The following is a 25,938-nucleotide window of genomic DNA, read 5'->3' as shown; positions in this document are numbered from 1 at the left end:
TATGAAAAAACAACTACTTCTATTTATTCTTTTTATTTTTCCGTTTTGTGTTCATGCACAGTTGTTTGTGAATAACACAACGCTTACTCCGGCAGAATTAGTTCAAAATACGCTCTTGGGAAATGGATTAACAGTGTTTAATGTTACCTTTAATGGCAGTGCAGCAAACGCTAATGTTCCAAGAGATCAGGTTGGTTATTTTACTACTGGTGTTACTTCAACTAATTTAGGTTTAGTTTCTGGTGTCATATTGGCACCTGGTCAAGCTAATTATGCAATTGGTCCAAATAATTCCGATGGTTTCGACCCACCTGCTGCTACTGCTAATCCGGTTGTGGGAGACCCCGATTTAGCGATGCTAACTAATCAAGGCATAAGAAATGTAGCTGTTTTAGAATTTGATTTTATTCCTTCGGGTGTTGAATTAGATTTTAATTTTGTCTTTGCATCAGAAGAGTATCCTGAATTTGTTGGTACTATATGGAATGATGTCTTTGGTTTTTTTTTAAGTGGCCCCGGAATTACAGGTCCGTATAGTGGAGGAATAGCTGCTAATATTGCCTTAATTCCTTCTACTACTATTCCTATTTCAATCAATAATGTGAACGGTGGGTTTGCGAATGGATGTCCTACAACACTGCCAGGAGGAGCGAATTCAACGTATTATGTTAATAATTGTGGAGGTACATCTATACAATATGATGGTTTTACAACTGTATTAACGGCATCAGCAGATGTTCAATGTGGTGAAGTTTATCATATTAAATTAGCAATTGGAAATGCTTCGGATGATGCTTATGAGTCTGCTGTTTTTCTTGAAGCCAATAGTTTTAATGTTAATCCAATTGATTTAGGTTTTGATCTTGTTGGAGGGTCTGCTTTGTGCGAAGAAGATACAAAAGTATTAGATACAGGTTTAGACCCTTCAGATCCGCATGAGTGGTATTTAGGTACTGATTTAATAGTGGGAGAAACAGGGCCAACACTTACTGTTACTGAACCCGGCGTTTATACAGTTATTGCTTATCCATATGGCCCGGCTTGCCCTGTAACAGATACTATTACGGTAGAATTTTTTCCGCCAATTCCGGTAGCAGAGCCTATTGATCTGGTGATTTGTGAACCTGATAATGTTTTTGATTTAACGATTAATACTCCGATTGTTTTAAACTCATTAGACCCATTTTTATTTGAATTAAATTATGCACTTTCTATTGAAGATTTAGAATTGTTTAATTATATCCCAAATCCATCGACGTATGTGAGTTCCGGTTCTGGGGAAATTATATTTGTTGGTGTGGTTGATGTTTTTGGCGGAGGTGGATGTTCTAGTATTCAGTCTTTCGAATTAATTCAATCCCCATGTACACTTGATCCTCAAGTTAATGATTTAGTTTTATGTGATGAAGTTACTCTAGATGATGACTTTGAATTTTTCGATTTAACCCAAAATGATGCACTTGCTTTAAACGGTTTAGATGAAACTTTATACGAAGTTACTTATCATAATACACAATTAGATGCAGATACAGGTGATTTTCCAATTTCTCCAGCTAATAGTTATAATGGAACAAATGAAACAATTTATGTTCGGGTTGTAGAAATTTCATTTCCTTCAAATTATGGGACCAATTCATTTACGTTAACTGTAAATCCTTTACCATTTATAGCCGATGTAGTTCAGACTATTTGCTCAGAAGGTATTTTCTCAGTAACACCGGTTTCAAGTGGTTCAGATATAGTTCCAGCAGGAACCACTTATACATGGACAGCTGCAGTCGCTGCAGGAATAACTGGAGCTTTAGATGAAGCGACACCACAAACAAGTATAAGTCAAATTTTAACTAATACTACTAATGCTCCGATTGATGTAGTTTATAGTGTTACAGCCTCCATAGGAACAGCACCGAATATTTGCACTGATACTTTTGAAATAACCGTCACAGTAAACCCCAACCCAACCGTTACAGTCAATAGTCCATCTGTATGTGATGGTACATCCGCTACTGTTACAGCCACCCCAGGAGTAGCAGGTAGTTATGATTATGTTTGGAGTGTTCCATCAGGGCCAAATCCGGGTAATGTAGCTAGTTTTACAACCGCCATTGCAGGTGTTTATAGTGTAATTATCACTGATACGGTAACCGGTTGTTTTTCCGCAAGTGCTTCGGGCACAGTAACGATAGATCCAAATCCAACAGTCACAGTTAATAGCCCAAGTGTTTGTGATGGAGCAGCGACTACTGTCATCGCAACCCCAGGCACAGCGGGAACTTATGATTATGTATGGACAATTCCTTCCGGAAGCAATCCGGGCAATGTAGCGAGTTTTACCACTACAATACCCGGTGTTTATAGTGTTATTATTACAGATACAGTAACCGGCTGTTTTTCAGCGAGTGCATCGGGTACAGTAACATCCAATCCAAATCCGACAGTTACAGTCAATAGTCCAACGGAGTGTGAAGGCACGCCTGCGACAGTTACTGCCACACCATCAGGAGCCAGTACTTACGATTATGTATGGACAGTTCCTTCCGGAACTAATCCTGGTAATGTTGCAAGTTTCACCACCACAATAGCAGGTGTTTATAGTGTTATTATTACTGATACAGTTACGGGTTGTTTCTCAGCGAGTGCCTCAGGAACAGTGACAATAAATTTAAATCCAACCGTTACAGTCAATAGTCCATCGGTATGTGATGGTACATCCGCTACTGTAACAGCCACCCCAGGAGTAGCAGGTAGTTATGATTATGTTTGGAGTGTTCCATCAGGACCAAATCCGGGTAATGTAGCTAGTTTTACAACCGCCATTGCAGGTGTTTATAGTGTAATTATCACTGATACGGTAACCGGTTGTTTTTCTGCAAGTGCTTCGGGCACAGTAACGATAAATCCAAATCCAACAGTCACAGTTAATAGCCCAAGTGTTTGTGATGGAGCAGCGACTACTGTCATTGCAACCCCAGGCACAGCAGGAACTTATGACTATGTATGGACAATTCCTTCCGGAACCAATCCGGGCAATGTAGCGAGTTTTACCACTACAATACCCGGTGTTTATAGTGTTATTATTACAGATACAGTAACCGGCTGTTTTTCAGCGAGTGCATCGGGTACAGTAACATCCAATCCAAATCCGACAGTTATAGTCAATAGTCCAACCGAGTGTGAAGGCACTCCTGCGACAGTGACAGCAACACCAGGAGTCGCGGGGAGTTATGATTATACATGGAGCGTTCCGTCAGGGCCTAATCCTGGTAATGTTGCAAGTTTCACCACCACAATAGCAGGTGTTTATAGTGTTATTATTACTGATACAGTTACGGGTTGTTTCTCAGCGAGTGCCTCAGGAACAGTGACAATAAATCTAAATCCAACAGTAAGTGTCAATAGTCCATCGGTATGTGATGGTACATCCGCCACTGTTACAGCCACCCCAGGAGTAGCGGGTAGTTATGATTATGTTTGGACAGTATCATCAGGACCAAATCCGGGTAATGTAGCTAGTTTTACAACCACCATTGCAGGTGTTTATAGTGTAATTATCACTGATACGGTAACCGGTTGTTTTTCCGCAAGTGCTTCGGGCACAGTAACGATAAATCCAAATCCAACAGTCACAGTTAATAGCCCAAGTGTTTGTGATGGCACAGTAGCTACCGTAATTGCAACCCCGGGTACAGCAGGAAGTTATAATTATGCTTGGACAATTCCTTCCGGAACCAATCCGGGTAATGTAGCGAGTTTCACCACTACAATTGCGGGTGTTTACAGCGTGATTATCACTGATACAGTAACCGGCTGTTTTTCAGCGAGTGCATCGGGTACAGTAACAATTAATTCAAATCCAACAGTAACAGTAAATTCTCCAACAGTTTGTGCGGGAGATTTAGCCACGTTAACTGCTACGCCAAGTACACTGGGTACCTACGATTATGTATGGACAGTGCCAACTGACGCCACAAACCCAGGCAATGTAGCGAGTTTTAACACAGCAGTAGAAGGTGTTTACAGTGTAGTTATCACCGATACGACAACAGGTTGTTTCTCAACAAGTGGCTCAGGTACAGTAACGTTGTTACCCTTGCCAACAGCAAGTGTATCGGGCGATATAATAATATGTCCAACGGGAGAAGCCACGATTACTTTCACCGCTACACCGGGATCTACGATAGAATATACCATCAATACGGGAGGCGTTCAAACCCAAGTAATAGATGCTTCCGGTATTTATACCATAACAGATACCTATACCATAACAACCACTTATACGTTAATTGGTGTTTTCACCAATACAATTCGGGTTTGTTCGGTGCCGCTCAATCAAACTGCTACAGTAACCGTTGCACCTGCTCCACTAATTTTTACTCATCCTGATTTAGTGCTTTGTGATGATAATAATGATGGACGAGGTCTATTTAATTTGGCTCAAACCGAAAATATTATCACAGGCGGAGCTACTGGATTAACAGTAACGTATCATGAGACGTTAACTGATGCTCAATTAGGCGGAGCACCGATACTGAGCCCTGCAAATTATTTATCGCTTAATCCATGGCTTCAAACCATATATGTTCGAGTGATAAATACAGGAGCAACCGATTGTCCTTCAATTACCACGTTTAATTTAATTGTTAATCCATTCCCGGTAATCAATACGACTCCGGATGATTATGCGTTGTGTGATGATGATACGGATGGTGTTCAAGTATTTGATTTATCTTCTCGTTTAACTAATATTTTAGGCGGATTAGATCCAAGTTTACATACGGTAACATTCCACCCAAGCCAGGCGGAGGCAATTGTTGGCACACCACAACTTCCACCGTCATATAGCAGTTCAACACAAACTATTTGGGTTCGTGTGACCATTAATGCCACGGGTTGTTATGATGTAGCACCATTAGAATTAGTTGTTAATCCGTTACCGATTGCTAATTTGCCAACACCATTAACCTTGTGTGACGACAATAATCCGGGAGATGAAGAGGAAGAATTTGATTTAACGCAAGCCATTGCCGAGATTGTGGGCACACAACAAGGATTAGTGGTTACGTTCCATTTCACGTTGCTTCAAGCACAACAAGGCACCAATGCGTTACCTACATTATATACAAACACGTCTAACGTTCAAACTATTCATGTTCGGGTGCTTAATCCGGTTACGGGATGTTATTCGACCACTACTTTAGATTTACGAGTAGAACCACTTCCAATATTACTTATTCCGATTAACCCAATCACGTTGTGTGACGACAACAATGACGGTTTGGCTACTTTTGATTTAGGAGCACTTATACCGGACTTACTCAATGGAGCAACGGATATTACTGTTACCTTCCACGAAACCGAGCAAGAGGCATTGGATGGTAATAATGATTTACCGCTTTCATACTTAACAATTTTGCCATGGCAACAGTTTATTTATGTTCGAGCAGAGCATAACACAACAGGTTGTGTGCGAGTGATGATGCTTGAACTAGTAGTAAACCCAAGCCCGGAAGTACCAACAAATTTACCGGATATCGTTCAATGTGATACCGATGGTAATCAGCAAAACGGCTTTAGTACCTTTGATTTAAGTGTTCAAACGCCCATTATCTTAGCTGCTCAAAGTGGAGCTGCTTCAGATTATCAAGTGGCTTATTTTACATCACAAGCTGATGCAATTGGTGGTACTTCAGCCATTGCGAATATAACAACGTATCAAAACACAAGCAATCCACAAACCATTTGGGTACGAGTGACTGATATTGCCACAGGTTGTTTCCATACGGGAAGTTTCAATTTGATTGTAAACCTGCCTTTGGCACTCACCATACCGGATCCGATATCGTTGTGTGATGAGGCTTTACCAAATAATCAATTTACAGTATTTGACTTAACTATCCGCAATAATGCAATTACTAATAATTTAGGAGGTTATACCGTTACGTATTATCCAAGTTATCAAAATGCGTTGGATAATGTCAATGCAATTCAAGACCCAACGGCTTATACTAATGCAGTTGCAGCAGTGCAAACCTTAGGGGTGAAAGTGACGAGTGCGGCGGGATGTTCGAGCTTTACGACTTTAACCATTCGAGTAATTCCAAGACCGGAACCACTATTTGATCCGGCACCGATAGAAGAGTGTGATGACAATAATCCGGGTGATGGTTTAGAAAATTTTGATCTAACTCAGCGAGCGATTTATATCTTAAACGGAGCTAGTTTAACAGAGTTTTCTTTGACGTATTTTGAGAGTTATGCTGATGCAGAAACAGAAACTAATCCGATTCCTGTTCCAACTAGCTATGACAGTACAAATCCAAATACACAAACCATTTATGTTCGTGTAACCAGAATACCAACCAATCCGATGGAGCCAAGATGTTATGAAATTGTAGAGCTTCAATTGATTGTTAATCCGCTACCGGATATTGTTTCGCCGGTTAATTTATACCAATGTGTGGCAATAGATCAACCGATTTTACCATTCACATTAAGTTTAGCCAATGAAGATGTTTTGGGAGCCAATCAAACTGAGGCCGACTTTAGCGTAACGTATTATGCATCACAGGCTCATGCAGATGCGGGTAGTCCACAATTGCCAAACACGTACCCAAGTACAAGTGTTCAAGGCACACCGGAGACTATTTATGTAAGAGTAGAGAATAAAATCACAGCATGTTTTATTGTTGGAACAGTAGATTTAGTGATTGAAGAAGGAACCTTTGCTAATCCAATTCCGGTAGATGATCCGGCCGTAACCAAATGTGACGATCAAGATGCTGATAACGATGGTTTAGCTGCGTTTAATTTAGATGCAGATGTAACGCCACTACTATTAGGAGCTACTATAACACCACCAAATAATTATGCAGGCACAGTGGTTTACTATTTTGAAAGTCTTACTGCAGCACAGCAAGCAGCAGAAGAAAACGATTATAGTGGAGCACTATCAGGAACTGATTTAACAGCCTTTGTCAACACTACTCCTTTTAGTCAGGAAATCTATGCTGTTTTGGTGAACCCAAACACGCAAAGTGGCTGTCCGAACATTGTTCCGGTAACCTTGACAGTGCATAAAATACCTGAGCCAACGGTTCAAGACGACTTTATCTGTACCGATCCGATTACAGGCGATGTAATTAGAGAAGCTATTTTAGAGAGTGGATTAGATCCATTAACACATAATTTTGTATGGACAGATTCACTTGGCAATGAACTAGGTACCGATGCAAACTTGACGGTAAATACTCCGGGAGCTTATACCTTAACTGTTACAAATAACGAAACGGAACCAAAATGTTCAAACACGATAACAGTGAATGTGGTTCAGTCCGAGCAAGCTACCTTGAGTTATGTGCAGAGTAATTATTTTACCGACAACGCCACTATAACGATCATTGCAAACGGAATCACGATTCCGGATCAAGGCAATGCGAATTATGTGTATAGTTTAGACAACGGACCATTTCAAACCAGTAATGTGTTTACCAACGTGAGTGCGGGAAGTCACCTTGTTACAGTTCGAGACTTAAATGGTTGTGAAGATGCTACGATCGAAGTATTTGTTGTAGATTATCCAAAATTCTTTACACCAAATGGAGACGGTTATAATGACACTTGGAATATTTTTTCGCTAAGAGACACCAATCCTAACGCAAAAATTTATATATTTGACCGCTATGGAAAATTAATCAAACAAATTATTCCTGCAGGTCAAGGATGGGACGGAACATTCAACGGTCAAAACCTCCCTTCAAACGATTACTGGTTTACAGTAGAGTACCTGGAAAACGATCAAACCAAAACATTTAAAGCACATTTTTCATTAAAAAGATAGAAACCCCATGAATCTAAATCTTAATTTTAAAAAATCTTATTTACTAATAGTATTGTTTATTTCGCAATTCTCGTTTTCTCAAGAAGGAATAGCGGTGTATTCAGATTATTTAACAGATAATTATTACCTTATTCACCCATCCATGGCTGGAGCTGCAAATTGTGCAAAATTAAGAGTTACGAGTAGAGCTCAATGGTTTGGTCAAGAAGATGCTCCTAGCTTGAGCACAGTAAGTTTTAATGCTGGTGTTGGAGAAAAATCTGGGGTTGGAGCCATTTTGTTTTCTGATAGAAATGGTTATCATTCACAAAAAGGAATTAAATTAACGTATGCTCACCATATCATGTTCTCACGAAGTGAAATTGATTTGAATCAGTTGTCGTTTGGTATTAGTGGGGCTTTAGTTCAAAGTCAATTAGACGAAACATCTTTTATTAATAACCAACCTTTTGATCCAATTATTGGAGGGATTTATCAAAAGGATTCTTACTTTAATTTAGATTTGGGAGCATCATATAATTATTTAGAATTTTATGCTCACTTTACTGTAAAAAATGCAATTGCAAATGTTAGACGAGAAATTTATACTGAGTTTGAATCAGATAATTTAAGAAAATTCTTGTTGAGTGCCGGTTATGTTTTTGGAAGCAGCGATCGTTTGCAATGGGAACCATCTATTTTATTTCAGTTAGTGGAAGAAACAAAGGAGAAATCTATCGACTTAAATTTAAAAGTTTATAAAAATGTAGATTTTGGAAAAATTTGGGGGGCTTATCTTATAGAAGAAGTTTTGACGGTGCTCAATATGTTGATGGGAATAGCGTTAACGATCAACGTTTGCAGTATTTTACCCCAATAGTTGGTGTTAACTACAAACAGTTTATGTTTGCTTATACTTATTCATACTTAACAGGTAATGTTCGTTTTGATAATTCTGGTTTCCACCAAATCACTTTGGGTATGAATTTATTCTGTAAAAGAGAGAAATATCAATGTAACTGTCCTGCAATTAACTAATAAATTATATCCTGGCTCTTGTCAGGATTTTTTTTGATCTATGATAATTAAGTCTGTAAACGGGAAATCCCCTGTTATTCCAAGTGATTGTTATGTGGCTGAAAATGCTACTATTGTTGGAGATGTTCAACTAGGTTCTTTGTGTAGTATTTGGTTTAATGCTGTGTTGCGTGGTGATGTTCATTTTATTAAAATTGGCAACAAAGTAAATATTCAAGATGGAGCTATTATTCATTGCACATATCAAAAGCATCCTACAATCATAGGGAACAATGTTTCTATAGGGCATAATGCCATTGTTCACGGTTGTACTGTTCATGATAATGTTTTAATCGGAATGGGAGCAATTGTAATGGATAATTGTGTGATAGAAAGTAATTCAATCATTGCGGCCGGTGCTGTTTTAACTCAAAACACACATGTTGAATCCGGAACTATTTATGCTGGTGTGCCGGCAAAAAAAGTAAAAGATATAGATCAATCGGATTTTGCTGGTGAAATAGATCGGATTTCGAATAATTATGTAATGTATTCCGGTTGGTTTAAGGACGAATAGTTCTAAAAGTCTTTTTCTATTACCTGATATTTATTTTTCAGAATCGATTTTAATACCTTCGGATTATAGTTGGTATAAAAGATTTGCGAGCTTTTCTTCTGTTTGCTAAGTAAATCCATTTCTAATAAAATATTCTTCGTCTGACGTGCCACAGCATCGCCTGAATCAATAATTTTGATGTGTTTTGGAATGATTTTTTTTATCTGAGGAATCAAATAGGGGTAGTGACTACACCCTAAAACCAAGTAATCAATATTGGCCTCGACCATTGGTTCCAAATAACTTTTGAGTAAAAGAGTCATTTCTTCTGAATTCATTTTGCCTTCTTCAATCAGTTGAACTAAACCAAAACCAACTTGCTCAATAATTTTTGTTGTTGGATAGTTCAAAACACTTTGGCTAAATAATTCGCTACTCAATGTTCCTTTGGTTGCTAAAATGCCAATTGTGTGTGTTTCTGAGCTAATTGCGGCGGGTTTAATGGCAGGTTCAATTCCAATAAACGGAACGTCATAACTTGCTCTCAGTTCTTTTATTGCGTTTGTAGTGGCTGTATTGCATGCTACAACAATTAGTTTTGCATTTTGATTTAATAAAAATTCAGTATTTTTTTTGCTAAGAGCAATAATTTCATCTTTCGATTTTTGTCCGTACGGAGCATTTTTGCTATCCGCTAAATATATAGTGTCTTCGTTTGGAAGCAAAGTATTAATTTCTTTCCAAATGGAAGTTCCGCCAATGCCGGAATCAAATAGACCTATGGGTGCTGAATTTGTCATACTTCAAAAATAAAAAAAAACTGCTCAATTCCCGTTAGTTTGGGTGAGCAGTTTTTATATTTTTTTTGATTAGTTTTTTAGAAACCTAAATCTTTTTTAACATCACTAGTTAAATCTGTTCCATCTGCAAAGATGGCAGAGTTTACGTCTAAAACATAGTTGAAACCTTTTGCTTTTCCAACTTTAGCAATAGAAGCTTTGATTTTTTCCATTAATGGTTTTGCCAAATCAGACTCTTTTTGTTGCAACTCTTTTTGAGCAGTTTCTCTGTAATCTCTGATTCTTTTTTCCATATCCTGAACTTCTTTCGCTCTTTCTTCGTTTACTTTTTCAGTAACTTTTCCAGCTTCTTCATCATATTTTTTCAATTTAGCATAGTATTCATCAGCCATTGTTTTGAATTCTGCATCATACTGTTTGCTAAGCGTTTCTAATTGTTTCTGAGCTTCAATCATAGCTGGCATTTTCGTAATCAACTCATTTGTATCTACATGTGCTATTTTTGTTTGTGCAGTAGCAGTTTGACTTGCACTGAAGAATAAAATAGTCGCAATAAATAAAGTTTTCAATTGTTTCATCATTTCTAGTTATTATTAATTATTGTTTTGTTTTTCTTTGTTCTCGTTTTGTTTTTCTTCTCTTGCTTTTTTAGCGGCTTCTCTATCGGCTAATATTTTTTGTTTTCTTTCTTCAATTTGTTTTTTTCTTTCGTCTAATTTTTGTTGTCTGTCTTCTTCGGCTTTTTGTCTAGCTTCTGCTGCTGTAGTGGTTGTGTTTTTTGTTTCTACATTACCATCTGTTTTTTCTTCAGTAGAAGAATTGCTATCACTTGTTTTCTCATCTTTATCAGAAACTGTGCCATTCTTTTTGCCGTCACGTTCTTCTTTCATTTTTGCACGTCTGTCTTCAAAGTCTTTTTTCTTTTGTTCGGCAAGTGCTTTGCGGGCTTCAACAACACTGTCACGTTTGTTTTTTCGATCTTCAAGAATTTTTTTACGTTCTTCTAATGCTGGATTAGTATCGTCTTTGTAATCTTCAATACGTTCTTTTTCTTCTAGTGCTTTAAGTTGTTTTTTACTCATTTGTTCACGCTTTGAAGCACGGGTTAACGAACGAATTACTCGGTCGCTAATGTCGTGTCTTTTGGCCGCAAAAAGCACTGTTAAATCGGAAGATTTATCTAAGATAAAATCGAATTTTTGAGCTTCTGCTAAATCTTGAACAGCTGTAAAAACTTGATCTTGAATTGGTTTAATCAATACAGCTTTTTGCACAATTAAATCACCGTTTGGACCAAATCTTTTTTGTTGGTAATCCATAAGTTCTGTTTCAAGAAACTTGATTTCCTCTTCTTTTTCTTCAATCAATTCCTTTGTTAATAGTACTCTTTCGTTGTTGAGACTTTCTTTAAACGCATTGATTTCATTTTGTTTGGTTTCAATTTCTTGTTTCCATCTTTGAGCTTTTAGCTCTAATTGGTTTTTAGCTTCAGTGTAATCCGGCACATTTTGAAGGATATATTCCATATCAATATAACCAATTCTAACACCTCTGGTTTGTGCTTCAACAGCAAGTCCAGATAGTGTTAATAGTAATAAAAAAACTAATTTCTTCATATTCTTTAAAATTATCATGTAAATATAACAGAAATTAACAATTAAAATTGTTGTCCGATGATAAAATGTGTTTCCCAGCCATTTTTAATTGTCTGACCTGGCAATGCATCAAAGCCGTGACCGAAGTCAATTCCTAATAAACCAAAGGCAGGCATAAATACTCTTAGACCCAAACCGGCAGACCGTTGAAGTTTAAACGGATTGTATTCTTGAAAAGTATTATATGAAGCTCCAGCTTCCAAAAATCCTAAAACATAAATGGATGCGGCAGATTTCAATGTTATTGGATAACGAAGTTCCATTGTGAACTTATTATAAATTGTACCACCATCTACAGGTGATAAAGATTGGTTTGGATAACCTCTTAACTGGATAATTTCTCTTCCGTCTAAGGCAAAGTTTGCTAAGCCGTCTCCACCAAGGAAGAAACGTTCAAATGGCACTAATCCTCTTTCGTTGTTGTAGGCTCCCATGAATCCAAATTCGCCTAGGGTTCTAAATACAAGGGCATTTTGATTCGTTCCGGCAATTTTTGTGTACCAATCTACTTTTAATTTAATTTTATAAAATTCTAACCAATTAAATTTTTTCTGATCCACTTTTGCTCTATCAACGGCGGCATCTTCAAAACTATCAACTCTGTTTCCTCCTGCAGCATCAACATAATCTCCAGGCGAAACTAAATTTTCATTTGAATCAAAATATGATTCTCCTGTGTGTCTTAGTTTGTATTCTGCTTCGTTTTCTAAATTTTTATAATCTACACCATTAAATAATGAATAGGGTGGAGTGAATTTTGCGGTGATAGAAAATTCAGAACCATAGACAGGGAAAATTGGATTAACTCCTTTGTTATTTCTTGTTAGTCCAATGGTATAAGCTAAATTTCTTGCTGATCCATCTCCAAAAGTAAATAAACCGGTGTTGTAATTATTCAAATCATAGTATTGAAAACTTACCGATTGTGATAATACGAAGAAATCATCCGGCACAGTCAATCTTTTTGCAATACCGACAGAAAGTGATGTAATGTTGAAACTTCTACTTCTATCCACATCTCTGGTTTGAAAATTATTTAAAAATTGTTTACTGTGTGATAAAGATGTTGAAAATTGAATTGGTTTTTTCCCACCTAACCATGGCTCAGAAAACGTTAAGCTGTAGGTTTGAAAGAAAGAACTTCCTTGTAAACGCAAAGACATACGTTGTCCATCTCCCATTGGCAGGGGTTTGTAGGCATCTTTCTTAAAAATATTTCTAGCCGAAAAATTATTGAATGATAGTCCAAGTGTTCCGATGAAACCTCCACCACCATAACCTCCTTGAAGTTCAATTTGACTCGATCCTTTTTCAACAAGATTGTATTCAATATCAACGGTTCCTGCAGCTGGATCTACATTTTTAAATTTTGGATCAATCGCTTCCGGATCAAAAAATCCTAACTGACCAATTTCACGAATGGTTCGTACTAAATCTTCTTTGCTGTACTTTTGTCCTGGTTTTGTACGTAGTTCACGATAAATTACGTGGTCATTTGTTTTATCATTACCAACCACAGTGATTTTATTAAAGTAGGCTAAAGGTCCTTCTAAAATTCTGATTTCAAAATCAATAGTGTCATTTGCGGTGCGAACTTCTACAGGATTAATTGTTGAAAATAAATATCCGTTATTTTGATATAAATTGGTAATGTCGTTTGCTTCAGGGTTTTTCTTGTTGGCAATTCGCTCTTGAAGCATTACACCATTGTAAGTTTCCCCTTTTTTAATGCCTAATACACGACTTAATCCTTCGTCTGTATAGATTGTGTTTCCTAAGAATTTTATATCACCAAAATAGTATTTTCTTCCTTCTTCTACCTTTATCTTAATATCTACGGTATTCTTTTTGTTGTTAAAAATTACACTGTCATAGATAATTCGGGCATCGCGAAAACCTTTTTCTTTGTATTTGTCAACTAAGCTAACAAGGTCTTCTTTGTATTTGTCTTTGATAAATTTTGAGCCTTTCCAAAATCTTCCTGGAAATTTAACTTTGGTATTAGACATGGCACCTCTTAGTTTTCCGTCTTTTATCTCTTCGTTTCCTTGAATATCTATGCTGGAAACTTTGATTTTTTTACCTTTATCAACATTGATTACCATTTTTACTTCGTTTCCACTGGTTGTGTCCGGGATGGTGTTAATGGCTACCTTAGTATTATAAAAACCATCTTTTTTATACTTATTTTCAATAGTAGTTTTAGTGGTGGTAATTAAATTTTCGTTTACAACTTTGCCTTTAGTTAAGTTAACTTCTTTAAGTAAAGTTTCGGCTTTGTTCTTTTTTAACCCTTGAATTTTTGCTTCATTTAATTTAGGAAGTTCTACCATATTTAATTCTAAGAATATGGTGTCTCCTTTGATTCTATTGATATACATATCAATATCACTGAACAAGCCTAATTTTCCTAGTTTTTTTATAGCTGTACTAATTTCTTCTCCAGGAACAATAATTTTTTGTCCTTTTTCCAAGCCGGAAAATGTAACAACGGTTTGCTCGTTAAAAGTAATTTTACCGGTTACTTCTACACCGCCTAAAATGTATTGGGAGCCTCTTTCATAAGTTGAAGATTCTTGTGCTTTTAACTGAAAAATACTTCCCAAAAAAAGTATTGCAAAAAATGACGTAATGTTTCTCAACACGTTTCTTTTATTTAATTTGTTCACTTGTTTTTCCAAACCTACGTTCTCTTTTTTGATAACTAATGATAGCTTCATATAAATGTTGTTCTCTAAAATCCGGCCAAAGCACATCGGTAAAATATAATTCTGCATAGGCAATTTGCCACAACAGAAAATTACTGATTCGATGTTCTCCACTGGTTCTGATTAATAAATCAACATCGGGTAGATTGTGTGTGTAAAGATGTTGATTAATAATTGTTTCATCAATAGATTCTGGCGAAATTATATTATTTTTAACTTTATCACTTATAGTTTTTATTGCGGAAACCAACTCTTCTCTGGATCCGTAACTCAAAGCGAGTGTTAAAGTCATTCGTTTATTTTCCTTGGTTTTGTTAATTACTTCTAAAAGTTCTCTGTGTGCAGTAGTAGGTAAAAGCGATATATTGCCAATAGAATTTAGTTTAATTTCGTTTTTTTGAAGTGTTTTCAACTCTTTTTTCAATGATTTTATTAATAAATTCATCAAAGTGTCTACTTCTAATTTGGGACGATTCCAGTTTTCGGTTGAAAAAGCATACAAAGTAAGGTTTTCAATTCCGAGTTTTGCACAACTTTCAACCGTTTCTCTCACTGATTTGGTACCTTTTTCATGGCCAAAAGCACGGAGCATTCCTTGTTGTTTTGCCCAACGACCATTTCCATCCATAATGATGGCTAAATGTTTTGGTAAATTGTCTTTATTTATGTGCTCTTCTAAAATCATTTTATTCCGGACAAAAACATGGGTTTTCTCCAAATGTATAAGTTAATGTAAATCCGGTAAACATATACCAATCTTTACTATTTATATTTCCAAATTGTAGTGGTGTTAGGTTTTCGTTTTTTGGATTACTTCCGTCTAAATTGTCTGTAAACGTAAAACGTGCTCCAACTTCTAAACCAATAACTAAATCTCTTGTTAATTTTGTTTTTACACCAAGAATCATCGGTATAGCTAGTGCTCCTTCCTGATAATCTTCGGTTGCTTTACTGTCAGTGTAATATAATTCTTTGTATGCAAAATAACTCAAACCAGTGTAAACATAAGGTGTGAATTGTGGTTTCATACTATGTAAATCAAATTCAAAAAAATTAAATTCCATTCCGGCTGAAGCTTCATGAATGGTGTTTTTGAAATTATATCCTCTCAAATTTCTGTCTGCTACATCAGAATCCAAATCATTTGATTTTATTTTTCCGTAGGTATAACTAAAACGATAAGTGTGTCTGGTACTTCGGTTCCATTTATAAACTATTCCTAAAGCAACATCGTTTGGAGCAATATAGGTAGTTGGCCCAACATCACCAATATAATTAGCTCCTCCGGCAAAAATACCAATTTCGTTAATTTGGGCATTTAATCCGGCGTAAATGAGCGTAAAAAATAATGCAATCTTTATTCTATTCATCTATTTTTGAAATAGCGTGCAAATATAACAATTATGACTAGTTTACAGTCAAATAATTGCGATTTATCACAAATTAATTTCAAAAAAAACGGAAATAAAAGAGCGGTAGTATAGTTGAAGAGGTTTATTTTTTTAAAATGAAGTTAATTTCTTTTGTCAACACCCCATAATAATTTGTTGCGAAGGGTTTTTAGAAACGTTTCATCCAGTATTTCAACCATGTTAATTTTAAATTGTGTTTTTTTGATGGTTAACACCGTTTCGTTATTCATGGTTGCGATTCTGCTGTCTAAGGAGACCAAAAATTGAGGTTCTCTTCCCGAAACTTTTAAAATAATTTCAGTCTTATCAGGAATAACCAATGGTCTTGCGTTTAAATTGTGCGGAGCGATAGGTGTGATGACTAAACTTTTTACATCCGGTGTTAAAACCGGTCCACCACAACTTAACGAATAACCGGTAGATCCGGTTGGCGTAGAAATGATTAAGCCATCTGCCCAATACGAAGTTAAATATTCTCCATTTAAGTACGTTTCAACCGTAATCATCGAAGTGGTATCTTTTCTACTGACAGAAATTTCGTTTAAAGCAAAATTAATGTCTTTGATTTCAGGGTTTTTTGGACTACTGTCTATACTTAATAATGTTCGTTTAGAAACAGTGTAATTTTTATTTAGAATCGATTGCAAAAATAATTCGATGTTGTCTTTTTGAACTTTTGCTAAAAAACCTAATCGTCCCGCATTAACTCCCAGAATAGGAATTCCGGAATTTCTGACATAGGTTATAGCTCTAAGAATAGTTCCATCACCACCAATGCTTATCAAAAGATCAAAACTGCTGTCTAAATCTTTGTAGGTAGAAAATGTTTTGTATTCTTTTTTCAGAATTTCTTCGGCGTACAAAATTTTCAAAAAAGCGGCTTCTATCACTAACTCAACATGATTGTGGTTTAAATAAACAAAAATGTCCTTAATAATGGGTCGAGTATCGTTTTGATAATATTGTCCGAAAATGGCAATTTTCATGTTTAGATATTTAAGTATTTATCTAAATAATCTGAACGTTCTTTCAAATTGTTCAGATAGGTGTCTTCTTGATGATCTGAAATAATTTCGTAGTTATATCGTCTAAAGGTTTGAATAATTTCATTCATTCCGCCAAGCGATAATTTTATAGTGATTTCTACAAATTCTGCATTTGCATCTGAAATAAAAATTCCCAAAATCTTACCATTGTTAGTTTCAACAATTTGAGCAATTTGACTCATAGAAAAATCAATTGTTGGTTTTTTTACGATAATAATACCGCCTTGTTCCTTTAAAAATGGTGTTTCAGCAAAAAATTGAACAATATCATTCAATTCATAATAACCTAAATATTTGTTGTGGTCATCTAAAACCGGAATTAAGTTAGTGTGATTTTGAGCAAAAACCTCCAAAACATCCAACCAAATCATATTGTTTCGGGCAAAAAAACCTTCTAACGTATAGCGGTAGTCAATTGCCGATTTGTGGTTGTCAAAGGTGATGACATCATCGGCAGCAATGCTTCCAATATAAATTCCTTCTTGAACAACAGGAAAATGTGAAAACGTTAAATCGGCAAAAAAACTTTGAATAGATTCAATGGTTTCCTTACTGTCAAAAGGTTTAAAATCGTTGTTTATATAGTTCGTTATTTCTAACATAGCCATTTAATTTCGTTGCAAAATAATCAAAAAATACTATAAAAGAGCATGTTTTAGTTTGTATTTTTGCAATCATTTACTAATTCAATCGTTTCTAAATACATGACAAAGTTAAGTGTAAATATCAATAAAATTGCAACCCTACGAAATTCAAGAGGTGGAGATACACCAAATGTTATGCAAGTAGCCAAAGACGTACAGCGTTTTGGAGCTCATGGTGTCACAATCCATCCTCGTCCGGATGAGCGTCATATTCGTTATCAAGATGCCCGAGATTTAAAACCGATTGTTTATACGGAGTATAATATTGAAGGGAATCCGGTTCAAAAGTTCATTGATTTGGTTTTGGAAGTAAAGCCCACACAAGTCACTTTGGTGCCGGATGCCGATGATGCTATTACTTCCAATGCCGGTTGGGATACCATTAAAAACAAAGATTTTTTAATTGAAGTGATTCAAGAATTTAAACGAAATAACATTCGAACTTCTATTTTTGTTGATCCGGTTTTATCGATGATTGAAGGTGCAAAAATCACCGGAACAGACCGAATTGAATTATACACTGAAGAGTTTGCTCATCAATACAGTTTAGGAAACAAAGCCGGAATTAATTCATATGTTGAAGCAGCAATTTTATCCAATCAACTCGAAATGGGCGTGAATGCCGGACATGATTTAAGTTTGGATAATATTCAGTTTTTAAAAGAAAATATTCCGGGATTGCTTGAAGTTTCTATCGGTCATGCATTAATTAGCGAATCACTTTATTTAGGAATCGAAAATGTAGTGAATATGTATTTACACAAGCTTAAATAGATTGAATTCATAGACCTGACAGGTTTTTAAAACCTGTCAGGTCTAAAAAACGATATTAAAAAATAGTAAAATGTTATATTCAAAAATAGAAGGAGAAGGAAAACCATTGATAATTTTACACGGTTTTCTTGGTATGTCTGATAATTGGAAAACACTCGGAACACAATTTGCAGAGCAAGGTTTTCAAGTTCACATGCTCGATTTGCGAAATCACGGAAGAAGTTTTCATTCGGATGATTTCAATTATCAAGTGATGACCGAAGATATTCTGAATTACTGTCAATTTCATAAACTACAAAAAATTGATATTATTGGTCATTCGATGGGAGGGAAAGTGGCTATGTTTTTGGCAACAAATCATCCTGAATTGATTGATAAATTAATAGTTGCTGATATTGGCCCAAGATATTATCGTCCGCACCATCAAGACATTTTAGAGGGATTAAATGCGGTTGATTTTTCTTTAAAACCGGAAAGAAGTGAAGTAGATGAAATTCTAAAAAAACACATTCCAGAAGTTGGAACTCGTCAATTTTTAATGAAAAGTTTATATTGGAAAGAACCCGGACAATTGGCATTTCGATTTAATTTGGATGTTTTTAATAAGGAAATTGAGCAAGTTGGAAAAGCTCTTACGGAAGAATCACATTTTGAAAAACCAACTTTGTTTATCAGAGGCGGAAATTCAAGATACATTTTAGATGAAGATTTTGAAGCAATTAAAAATCAATTTCCAAAAGCTGAATTTGAAACAATTCCAAACGCAGGTCATTGGTTGCATGCCGAAAATCCGCAACTATTTTTTGAAATTGTGATGAAATTTTTAAAACCTTAATATTTTTTTTGTAATTTTAATAAAAATTAAATTTATGGGTTTACTTCTTCGAATTCTTATCACAGCAGCATTAGTAATGCTTATTTCAAATTTTTTACCGGGAGTAACGGTCGAAAGTTATCTGCAATCTATTTATGTAGCTATCATTTTAGGGTTACTTAATTTGTTTATCAAACCAATCATAGTGTTGTTCACCTTGCCGGTAACCATCCTAACATTAGGGCTTTTTCTGCTAGTAATTAATGCTTTTATTGTTTTAATATGTAGCAGTATAGTTGGCGGTTTTGAGGTAGAATCGTTTTGGACAGCATTATTTTTCAGTATAATTTTATCCATATTTCAATCGGTCGTTTATAAATTAACTGCAGGAGAAGATAAATAACAACTCTGAATTGTTAAAATTCAAGTTATTAGTATTGGTTGGGTGGCGAAAAATTTGTACTTTTGCCACCCAATTTTAGTATATAAATAGAGATGAATATCACAAGAACAAATGTGGACGCTTTGAATGCGGTGGTTACCGTGGCGGTTTCCAAAAATGATTATGCTTCTAAAGTAGAAAAAGTATTGGCAGATTATCGAAAAAATGCTTCAATTCCGGGTTTTAGAAAAGGAGCTGTGCCAATGAGTTTAATTCAAAAACAATACGGAAAAGCTGTTTTGTTGGAAGAAGTAAACAAAGTGTTACAAGAAAACTTAAACAACTATTTAGTTGAAGAAAAATTAGATATTTTAGGAAATCCTCTTCCAAAAGTTACAGAAGATTTTGATTGGGAAAAAGAAGATTTTACTTTTGATTTCGAATTAGGATTAGCTCCTGAATTCTCAGTTGATTTAGCTGCTAAAAACAACATTACATCTTTCAAAATTATTGCAGATGATAAAATGTTGAACGATCAAGTGGAGAGAATTCAAAAACAATACGGAAAATTAATTTCAAAAGATACCGTTGAAGAAGGTGACGATTTGAATGTAACGTTCACAAACGAAGCAAACGGAATCAATAATACAGCTTCTATCTCTTTGGATGTTTTTAAAGATAAAAAAGCAGCTAAAAAATTCATTGGAAAAAAAGTAGGTGATGTAGTAGAAATCGGGACCAAAGGTTTATTTGATGATGACCATAAATTAATGGATTATTTAAAAGTAGATCACGATTTAGTGCATGGTTTAGATATTGAAGTTTCGGCTAAAATTGAAGGTATTACAACTAGCGAAAAAGCAGAATTAACACAAGAATTATTTGATAAATTGTTTGGTGAAGGAAATGTTTCTTCGGTTGAAGAAGTAAAAGCCAAAATCAAAGAAGATGCCGAAAAGCAATTTGCTCAACAAGCGGATCAAAAATTCTTAAACGATGTTACCGAATTTTTATTAGAAAGCACCAAATTTGATTTACCATCAGAATTTCTAATCAAATGGTTACAAAATGCAGGTGAAAAACCATTGACTGAAGAAGAAGCAAGAGAAGAATTTGCAAAATCAGAAAGAGGTCTTCGTTATCAATTGATTGAAGGTAAGATAATGACTGAGAATAACTTACAAATCACTTTTGAAGATTTAAAAGCATTTACATCTGAATTAATCAAAAAACAAATGGCTCAATTTGGTCAAATGAATCCAACACAGGAAGACATTGACGGAATCGTAGCTCGCGTACTTTCTAACCAAGACGAAGTAAAAAGATTGTCTGAGCAAGTGATGAGCGAAAAGATGTTAGGTCTTTTCAAAGAAAAAGTAAAAGCGAAGTCAAAAGAAGTTTCCTACGAACAGTTCGTTAAAGAAATGTACGGAGAATAAGTATTTTCAAAAAAAGTAGTATATTTGGGCGTCGAATGTTAATTCGACGCTCATTTACGTTTAAAAGAGCAAACAAAAAATTAGCCTATTTTAAAATGAACTTCGGAAAAGAATTTAAAAAATTTGCTACCAAACACCATGGTGTTAACAGCATGTACTACGATAAAATTGTAAGCGGAATGACCCCTTACATCATTGAAGAACGTCAGATGAATGTTTCACAATTAGACGTTTTTTCACGTTTAATGATGGACAGAATTATCTTCTTGGGAACAGGAGTAGATGATTATGTGGCGAATATTATTCAAGCACAATTATTGTTTTTAGAGAGTGTTGATGCTTCTAAAGATATTCAAATTTACATCAATTCACCGGGCGGAAGTGTGTATGCAGGATTGGGAATTTACGATACAATGCAGTACGTAAAACCTGATGTAGCCACAATCTGTACAGGTATGGCCGCTTCCATGGGAGCTGTTTTATTGTGTGCCGGTGCAGAAGGAAAACGTTCGGCATTACCCCATTCAAGAGTAATGATTCACCAGCCATCGGGCGGAGCTCAAGGAGTTGCAACCGATATGGAAATCAACTTGAAAGAAATGTTGAAGTTAAAAAATGAATTATACGAAATCATTGCCAAGCATTCCGGTCAAACTATTGAAAAAGTTTACCAAGATTCTGAACGCGATTATTGGATGATTGCTGATGAAGCCAAAGAATACGGAATGATTGATGAAGTTTTGAGAAGAAAATAAAAGTGGTTTTGGAATTTAATTATTCCATAAACCCATAAATGATTACCAAAAAAAATGGCAAAAGAAATGTTGGAATGTTCTTTCTGTGGAAGAAAGAAACCCGAAACAAATTTGTTAATAGCCGGAATTGATGCTCACATTTGTGATAAATGCATCGAGCAGGCACACGGCATTGTTTTAGAAGAACTGAAACAAAGCAAGCATTCTCATGGTTTGGGCGATTTGGTACTCAAAAAACCAAAGGAAATCCGTGCTTTTTTAGATGAGTATGTAATTGGTCAAGACCAAACTAAAAAAGTAATGTCTGTGGCGGTTTACAACCATTACAAACGATTGATGCAAAAAAGTAATGACGATGATGTTGAAATTGAAAAGAGCAACATTATCATGGTGGGTCAAACCGGAACCGGGAAAACATTAGTAGCCAAAACCATTGCTAGAATGTTAGGCGTGCCGCTTACCATTGTTGATGCAACAGTTTTAACCGAAGCAGGTTATGTAGGAGAAGATGTTGAAAGCATTTTAACTCGCTTATTACAAGTAGCCGATTATGATGTAGCAAAAGCCGAAAGAGGAATCGTTTTTATTGATGAAATTGATAAAATTGCCCGTAAAAGTGATAATCCATCCATCACTAGAGACGTTTCTGGTGAAGGAGTTCAGCAAGCATTATTAAAGTTGTTGGAAGGAACCGTTGTAAATGTTCCACCAAAAGGAGGAAGAAAACATCCGGATCAAAAGTTTATTGAAGTAAATACACAAAATATCCTTTTTATTGCCGGCGGTGCTTTTGATGGCATCGAACGCATTATTTCAAAACGACTAAATCGTCAAGCAGTGGGTTACAGTGCTTCGGCTAATTTGGATCAAATCGATAAGGATAATTTGATGCAATACATCATCCCAAAAGACATCAAAGATTTTGGATTAATTCCGGAAATTATTGGTCGTCTTCCTGTTTTGTCCTACATGAATCCGTTAGACAGAGAAACCCTTCGTTCCATTTTAACAGAACCAAAAAATGCTCTTATCAAACAGTATAAAAAATTGTTTGAAATGGATGGTGTAGAATTTTCTATCTCAGAAGAAGCTTTAGATTATATCGTAGATAAAGCCTTGGAATACAAATTAGGAGCTCGTGGATTGCGATCGCTTTGCGAAGCCATTTTAACCGATGCAATGTATGATTTACCAAGTTCTGATGAAAAAATATTACACATCGAAAAAAGCTATGCCGAACACACGTTGAACAAAAACATGTTACAACGATTAAAAGCTGTTTCTTAGAATTACTTACTATATTAAATTATACTAATCCTGAAGTTTTTGCTTCAGGATTTTTTGTTTGGTAAATTAATTGAGTTAAACCAAAAATTTATTATTTTTAAACTATAATAAAAATCCCCATTTGTAGGGATTGATTTGTATAAAATAAAATCATAAAATTGTCAAGAGTTACATTTTATGATAAATGATAACCGCCAAACACTGAATTATAAACCAATAAATATATTTATCATGAAAAACAATTTTAATTTACTACTCGGCATTATCGCTACGTTTTTATTATTCATTTCCTGCGACAAAGATTTTTACGAAGATGTTGAGTTGCAGAAAAACAATTTAGAATCAATTGATGTAAAAACAATTACCTATGATGAGTTTAAAAGAAAACTAAAATCATTAGAAAACAAGCCGGCTGTAAAAATGATTATAAATAATACAAATTCAACAAATCATTATGCCAGATCTGAGGATGATTCTGATATCGAAATTTTTACAGACGTAATCAAGGAAATAACCTCAGGAACTTATAAGTCTTATACGATGTATATTAAAACATCGGACACGATAGCCAGTAAATTTTACAATCTTACTTTAGAAGAGAAAGAAGGAAACACCGCTGCATTTATTACAAAATATAGCCCTACCGAAAATTGGTTAAATGACAAAAACCAACCTTTTGAAGGTGACATTAGAACATTCCGAGTAATTGAACCAGGCCCTGGTGGTTCTATCAAGTTTACACACATTGATGAAAATGTAGCAGGAGGTTCAAGTTATCCATTTGATTGTGATGGTTATGTACAAACGTCAATAGTTTTAGAACCATATCAGTGTGGATGTGGACCCGAACATTGGCCATGGCAAACTTGTGAATGTACTAATAGTCATCCTGGATATACCCCTAATCTTTATTATGAATGTATTCCTAATAATTTCGGAAATCCAGGAACTGGAAATCCAGGGTCTGGCTATTCACCTGGAGGAAGTAGCCCTGGTTCATCTCAACCCGGCGAACCATCTAACAACTCACTAACAACAATTGTGGGTGTGCCAGATATGCCACGAGTGAGTTATTTAACAGAGCCGTTGTCATTAGATGCCCGTCAAAATGATTATTTAGTTGATAATCCAGATGTTGAATACCAGTTGGGCAGTTATATAGATCAAAATACAATTAATGATGTAATCGATCCGGCGGCAATGGCATTTGCACAGGAGCTGATAGATTTAGCTAGATTTGAACCCAACCAAGCGGATGTTCCAAATTTAGTTAGTTTAAGTATTATAACAAAAAATCATGGTTTGGACAATTCTTTAAACAATGACTATATTAACCAAATTGATCCATATGTTGATTTAGATTTAAGTAGTTTAAGTGAAGAAAATCATGAACTTATATTAATAAAACTACAAGTTAAATATCAAGTATTAAAAGCGTTAAATCCAACTTGGTCAGAAGGAACACTAGTATGGGAAACTTTAAAAGAAGCTATTCATATGGGGCTAGATGTTTTGGGTTTAGTTCCTTTGCTTGGGGAACCAGCTGATTTATTGAATGGTGTGTTATATTCACTTGATGGAGATACTTTAAATGCAAGTTTAAGTTTTGCAAGTGCACTACCAATTGTAGGTTATGGTTCTACTGCAACAAAATTTGGTCTTAAGGCAAAAAACTATTATAACGCAGCAACAAACATAGCATCAAAAGAAGTTTTGGTTTGGAAAATAACTTCTAATATAATTTCTTTTGGCGATAGGGCTCAACTAAGAAATGTTTTAGGCCTAGGCTCTTTTGCTTCAAACGGGCTGCATGCACATCATTTAATTCCTTGGGACTTTAGAAACTGGTCAATAATTCAAAAGGCGGCAAAATCTGGGGATGCTTGGCACATGAATGATATTATTAACGGCATTCCATTACCTTCAACTAATCATTTAACAGGGCATAATCTTTATAACAATAAGATCGGGCAAAAATTAACACAGCTGAATGCAATATCGAACACACCACAAGAAGCATATGTTAATTTAGTTAATTTTACAAATCAAGTAAAGACTTTGATTCAAAACAATCCAAATATGAATTTAGGTCAAATTGCAAATCTAATTAATTAGAAAAATGAAATACTATTGGTGTAAAGAGAGTATAAATACAAGAGAAATAGGAATATATCCACAAGCACTTTCAGCTAAGAATATTCTTGATTTTAATGAATTTCGATTTGGTGTTGACGAGCCGATTCAAAGACAATTTACTTTGCCCGAACCGATTTTGCAAAGTAAGGCAAAAGAAACAACCCACCTTTCCGTAGTTTCTATTGATTATTCTGTTTTTTTAGTTTTAAAGAACTATTTTATAGATTTTTTAAAAGATTTTAAAATAGCAGATTTTCAATTTTGGAGTATAGATGTTCATCATAAAAAGCAGCTTCTAAAAGATTATTCTTTATTTCATCTTTCTTACCCAAGTCAAAAGGAGATTATTGATTTTGAAAAATCGAAATTTGAAATTAATGAAGACTGGGTTATGAGAAATAGTATCGGTGAAGTTGTAAAGTTTTACAATTATGAAGATTATCATGCAGAATTGAAAAAGCACACTACTCCTCCTTTTTTACTTGCTCACGAACTTGTATTAGATTTTTCAAAACAAGAAAATGATATTTTAAGGTTAGCAAATATGCCGATGACAGGTTTAGGATATTATGTTTCTGAAAGGTTAAAAAATGCTATTGAAGAAAAAAGATTTACTGGTTTTGCATTTCAGGAAATAGAAGAAATGGATAAAAGAATAAAGGTTATATATTAGATTATTCAATATCTGAATAAGAAT

The 25,938-nt window shown here is 35.1% G+C and carries 18 protein-coding genes and 1 pseudogene; 11 read left to right on the top strand and 8 right to left on the bottom strand.

Annotation, left to right across the window (positions count from 1 at the left end):
• Position 1 precedes the first annotated feature (1 nt).
• From M0M57_RS04455 to M0M57_RS04445, 3 genes and pseudogenes are all read left to right on the top strand, one after another.
• The gene (locus M0M57_RS04455) at positions 2-7,837 is read left to right on the top strand and encodes a choice-of-anchor L domain-containing protein (RefSeq protein ID WP_248435757.1); all 7,836 of its coding nucleotides are present in this window, start codon (positions 2-4) and stop codon (positions 7,835-7,837) included.
• A gap of 7 nt (positions 7,838-7,844) precedes the next feature.
• Positions 7,845-8,854 (top strand): annotated as a pseudogene (locus M0M57_RS04450) (PorP/SprF family type IX secretion system membrane protein).
• Positions 8,855-8,894: 40 nt separating this feature from the next.
• Positions 8,895-9,410, top strand: coding sequence for a gamma carbonic anhydrase family protein (locus M0M57_RS04445; protein WP_248435755.1), 516 nt, complete (start codon positions 8,895-8,897; stop codon positions 9,408-9,410).
• 2 nt (positions 9,411-9,412) lie between these two features.
• Here the strand turns inward: M0M57_RS04445 and murI are convergent, their stop codons facing one another.
• From murI to M0M57_RS04405, 8 genes are all read right to left on the bottom strand, one after another.
• Entirely contained in the window at positions 9,413-10,189 is a 777-nt protein-coding gene (gene murI / locus M0M57_RS04440; protein WP_248435753.1) for a glutamate racemase, read from the bottom strand.
• 77 nt (positions 10,190-10,266) lie between these two features.
• The gene (locus M0M57_RS04435) at positions 10,267-10,767 is read right to left on the bottom strand and encodes an OmpH family outer membrane protein (protein WP_248435751.1); all 501 of its coding nucleotides are present in this window, start codon (positions 10,765-10,767) and stop codon (positions 10,267-10,269) included.
• 15 nt (positions 10,768-10,782) lie between these two features.
• The gene (locus M0M57_RS04430; protein WP_248435749.1) at positions 10,783-11,805 is read right to left on the bottom strand and encodes an OmpH family outer membrane protein; all 1,023 of its coding nucleotides are present in this window, start codon (positions 11,803-11,805) and stop codon (positions 10,783-10,785) included.
• A gap of 41 nt (positions 11,806-11,846) precedes the next feature.
• On the bottom strand, positions 11,847-14,564 hold the full coding sequence (gene bamA / locus M0M57_RS04425; RefSeq protein ID WP_248435748.1) for an outer membrane protein assembly factor BamA: 2,718 nt from the start codon (positions 14,562-14,564) through the stop codon (positions 11,847-11,849).
• Positions 14,497-15,237 carry an isoprenyl transferase gene (locus tag M0M57_RS04420; RefSeq protein WP_248435746.1) on the bottom strand — a complete coding sequence of 247 codons (741 nt, stop codon included), beginning with the start codon at positions 15,235-15,237 and terminating at the stop codon, positions 14,497-14,499. Before M0M57_RS04420 ends, bamA begins: the two co-directional genes overlap by 68 nt.
• Position 15,238: 1 nt before the next feature.
• On the bottom strand, positions 15,239-15,922 hold the full coding sequence (gene porG, locus M0M57_RS04415) for a type IX secretion system protein PorG (RefSeq protein WP_248435744.1): 684 nt from the start codon (positions 15,920-15,922) through the stop codon (positions 15,239-15,241).
• Between the two features lie 143 nt (positions 15,923-16,065).
• Positions 16,066-16,950: an NAD kinase gene (locus M0M57_RS04410; RefSeq protein ID WP_248435742.1), complete on the bottom strand. Its 885-nt coding sequence runs from the start codon at positions 16,948-16,950 to the stop codon at positions 16,066-16,068.
• 2 nt (positions 16,951-16,952) lie between these two features.
• On the bottom strand, positions 16,953-17,612 hold the full coding sequence (locus tag M0M57_RS04405) for a CBS domain-containing protein (protein ID WP_248435740.1): 660 nt from the start codon (positions 17,610-17,612) through the stop codon (positions 16,953-16,955).
• 102 nt (positions 17,613-17,714) lie between these two features.
• Between M0M57_RS04405 and M0M57_RS04400 the strand changes: the two genes are divergently transcribed.
• The 8 genes from M0M57_RS04400 (at position 17,715) to M0M57_RS04365 (ending at position 25,914) form a co-directional block, all read left to right on the top strand.
• The gene (locus tag M0M57_RS04400) at positions 17,715-18,428 is read left to right on the top strand and encodes a pyridoxine 5'-phosphate synthase (RefSeq protein WP_248435738.1); all 714 of its coding nucleotides are present in this window, start codon (positions 17,715-17,717) and stop codon (positions 18,426-18,428) included.
• 70 nt (positions 18,429-18,498) lie between these two features.
• Complete coding sequence (locus tag M0M57_RS04395) at positions 18,499-19,263, top strand: alpha/beta fold hydrolase (RefSeq protein WP_248435737.1); 765 nt, start codon at positions 18,499-18,501, stop codon at positions 19,261-19,263.
• Positions 19,264-19,297: 34 nt separating this feature from the next.
• Positions 19,298-19,645 (top strand): phage holin family protein, encoded by a 348-nt coding sequence (locus tag M0M57_RS04390; RefSeq protein WP_248435736.1) that lies wholly within the window; start codon positions 19,298-19,300, stop codon positions 19,643-19,645.
• Between the two features lie 92 nt (positions 19,646-19,737).
• Entirely contained in the window at positions 19,738-21,063 is a 1,326-nt protein-coding gene (gene tig, locus M0M57_RS04385) for a trigger factor (protein WP_248435734.1), read from the top strand.
• A gap of 95 nt (positions 21,064-21,158) precedes the next feature.
• A complete protein-coding gene (gene clpP / locus M0M57_RS04380) occupies positions 21,159-21,818 on the top strand; it encodes an ATP-dependent Clp endopeptidase proteolytic subunit ClpP (RefSeq protein ID WP_112086031.1) in 660 nt (219 codons plus the stop codon).
• A 54-nt stretch (positions 21,819-21,872) separates the two neighbouring features.
• Entirely contained in the window at positions 21,873-23,105 is a 1,233-nt protein-coding gene (clpX, locus tag M0M57_RS04375) for an ATP-dependent Clp protease ATP-binding subunit ClpX (RefSeq protein ID WP_248435732.1), read from the top strand.
• A 231-nt stretch (positions 23,106-23,336) separates the two neighbouring features.
• Complete coding sequence (locus M0M57_RS04370) at positions 23,337-25,220, top strand: AHH domain-containing protein (protein ID WP_248435729.1); 1,884 nt, start codon at positions 23,337-23,339, stop codon at positions 25,218-25,220.
• A 4-nt stretch (positions 25,221-25,224) separates the two neighbouring features.
• Positions 25,225-25,914: a hypothetical protein gene (locus M0M57_RS04365; protein WP_248435727.1), complete on the top strand. Its 690-nt coding sequence runs from the start codon at positions 25,225-25,227 to the stop codon at positions 25,912-25,914.
• Positions 25,915-25,938: the final 24 nt, after the last annotated feature.

The organism is Flavobacterium azooxidireducens (assembly GCF_023195775.1).
Lineage (GTDB): Bacteria > Bacteroidota > Bacteroidia > Flavobacteriales > Flavobacteriaceae > Flavobacterium > Flavobacterium azooxidireducens.
The sequence above is the reverse complement of the archived record's forward strand: the minus strand, read 5'-3'. Positions and strand labels throughout refer to the sequence as shown.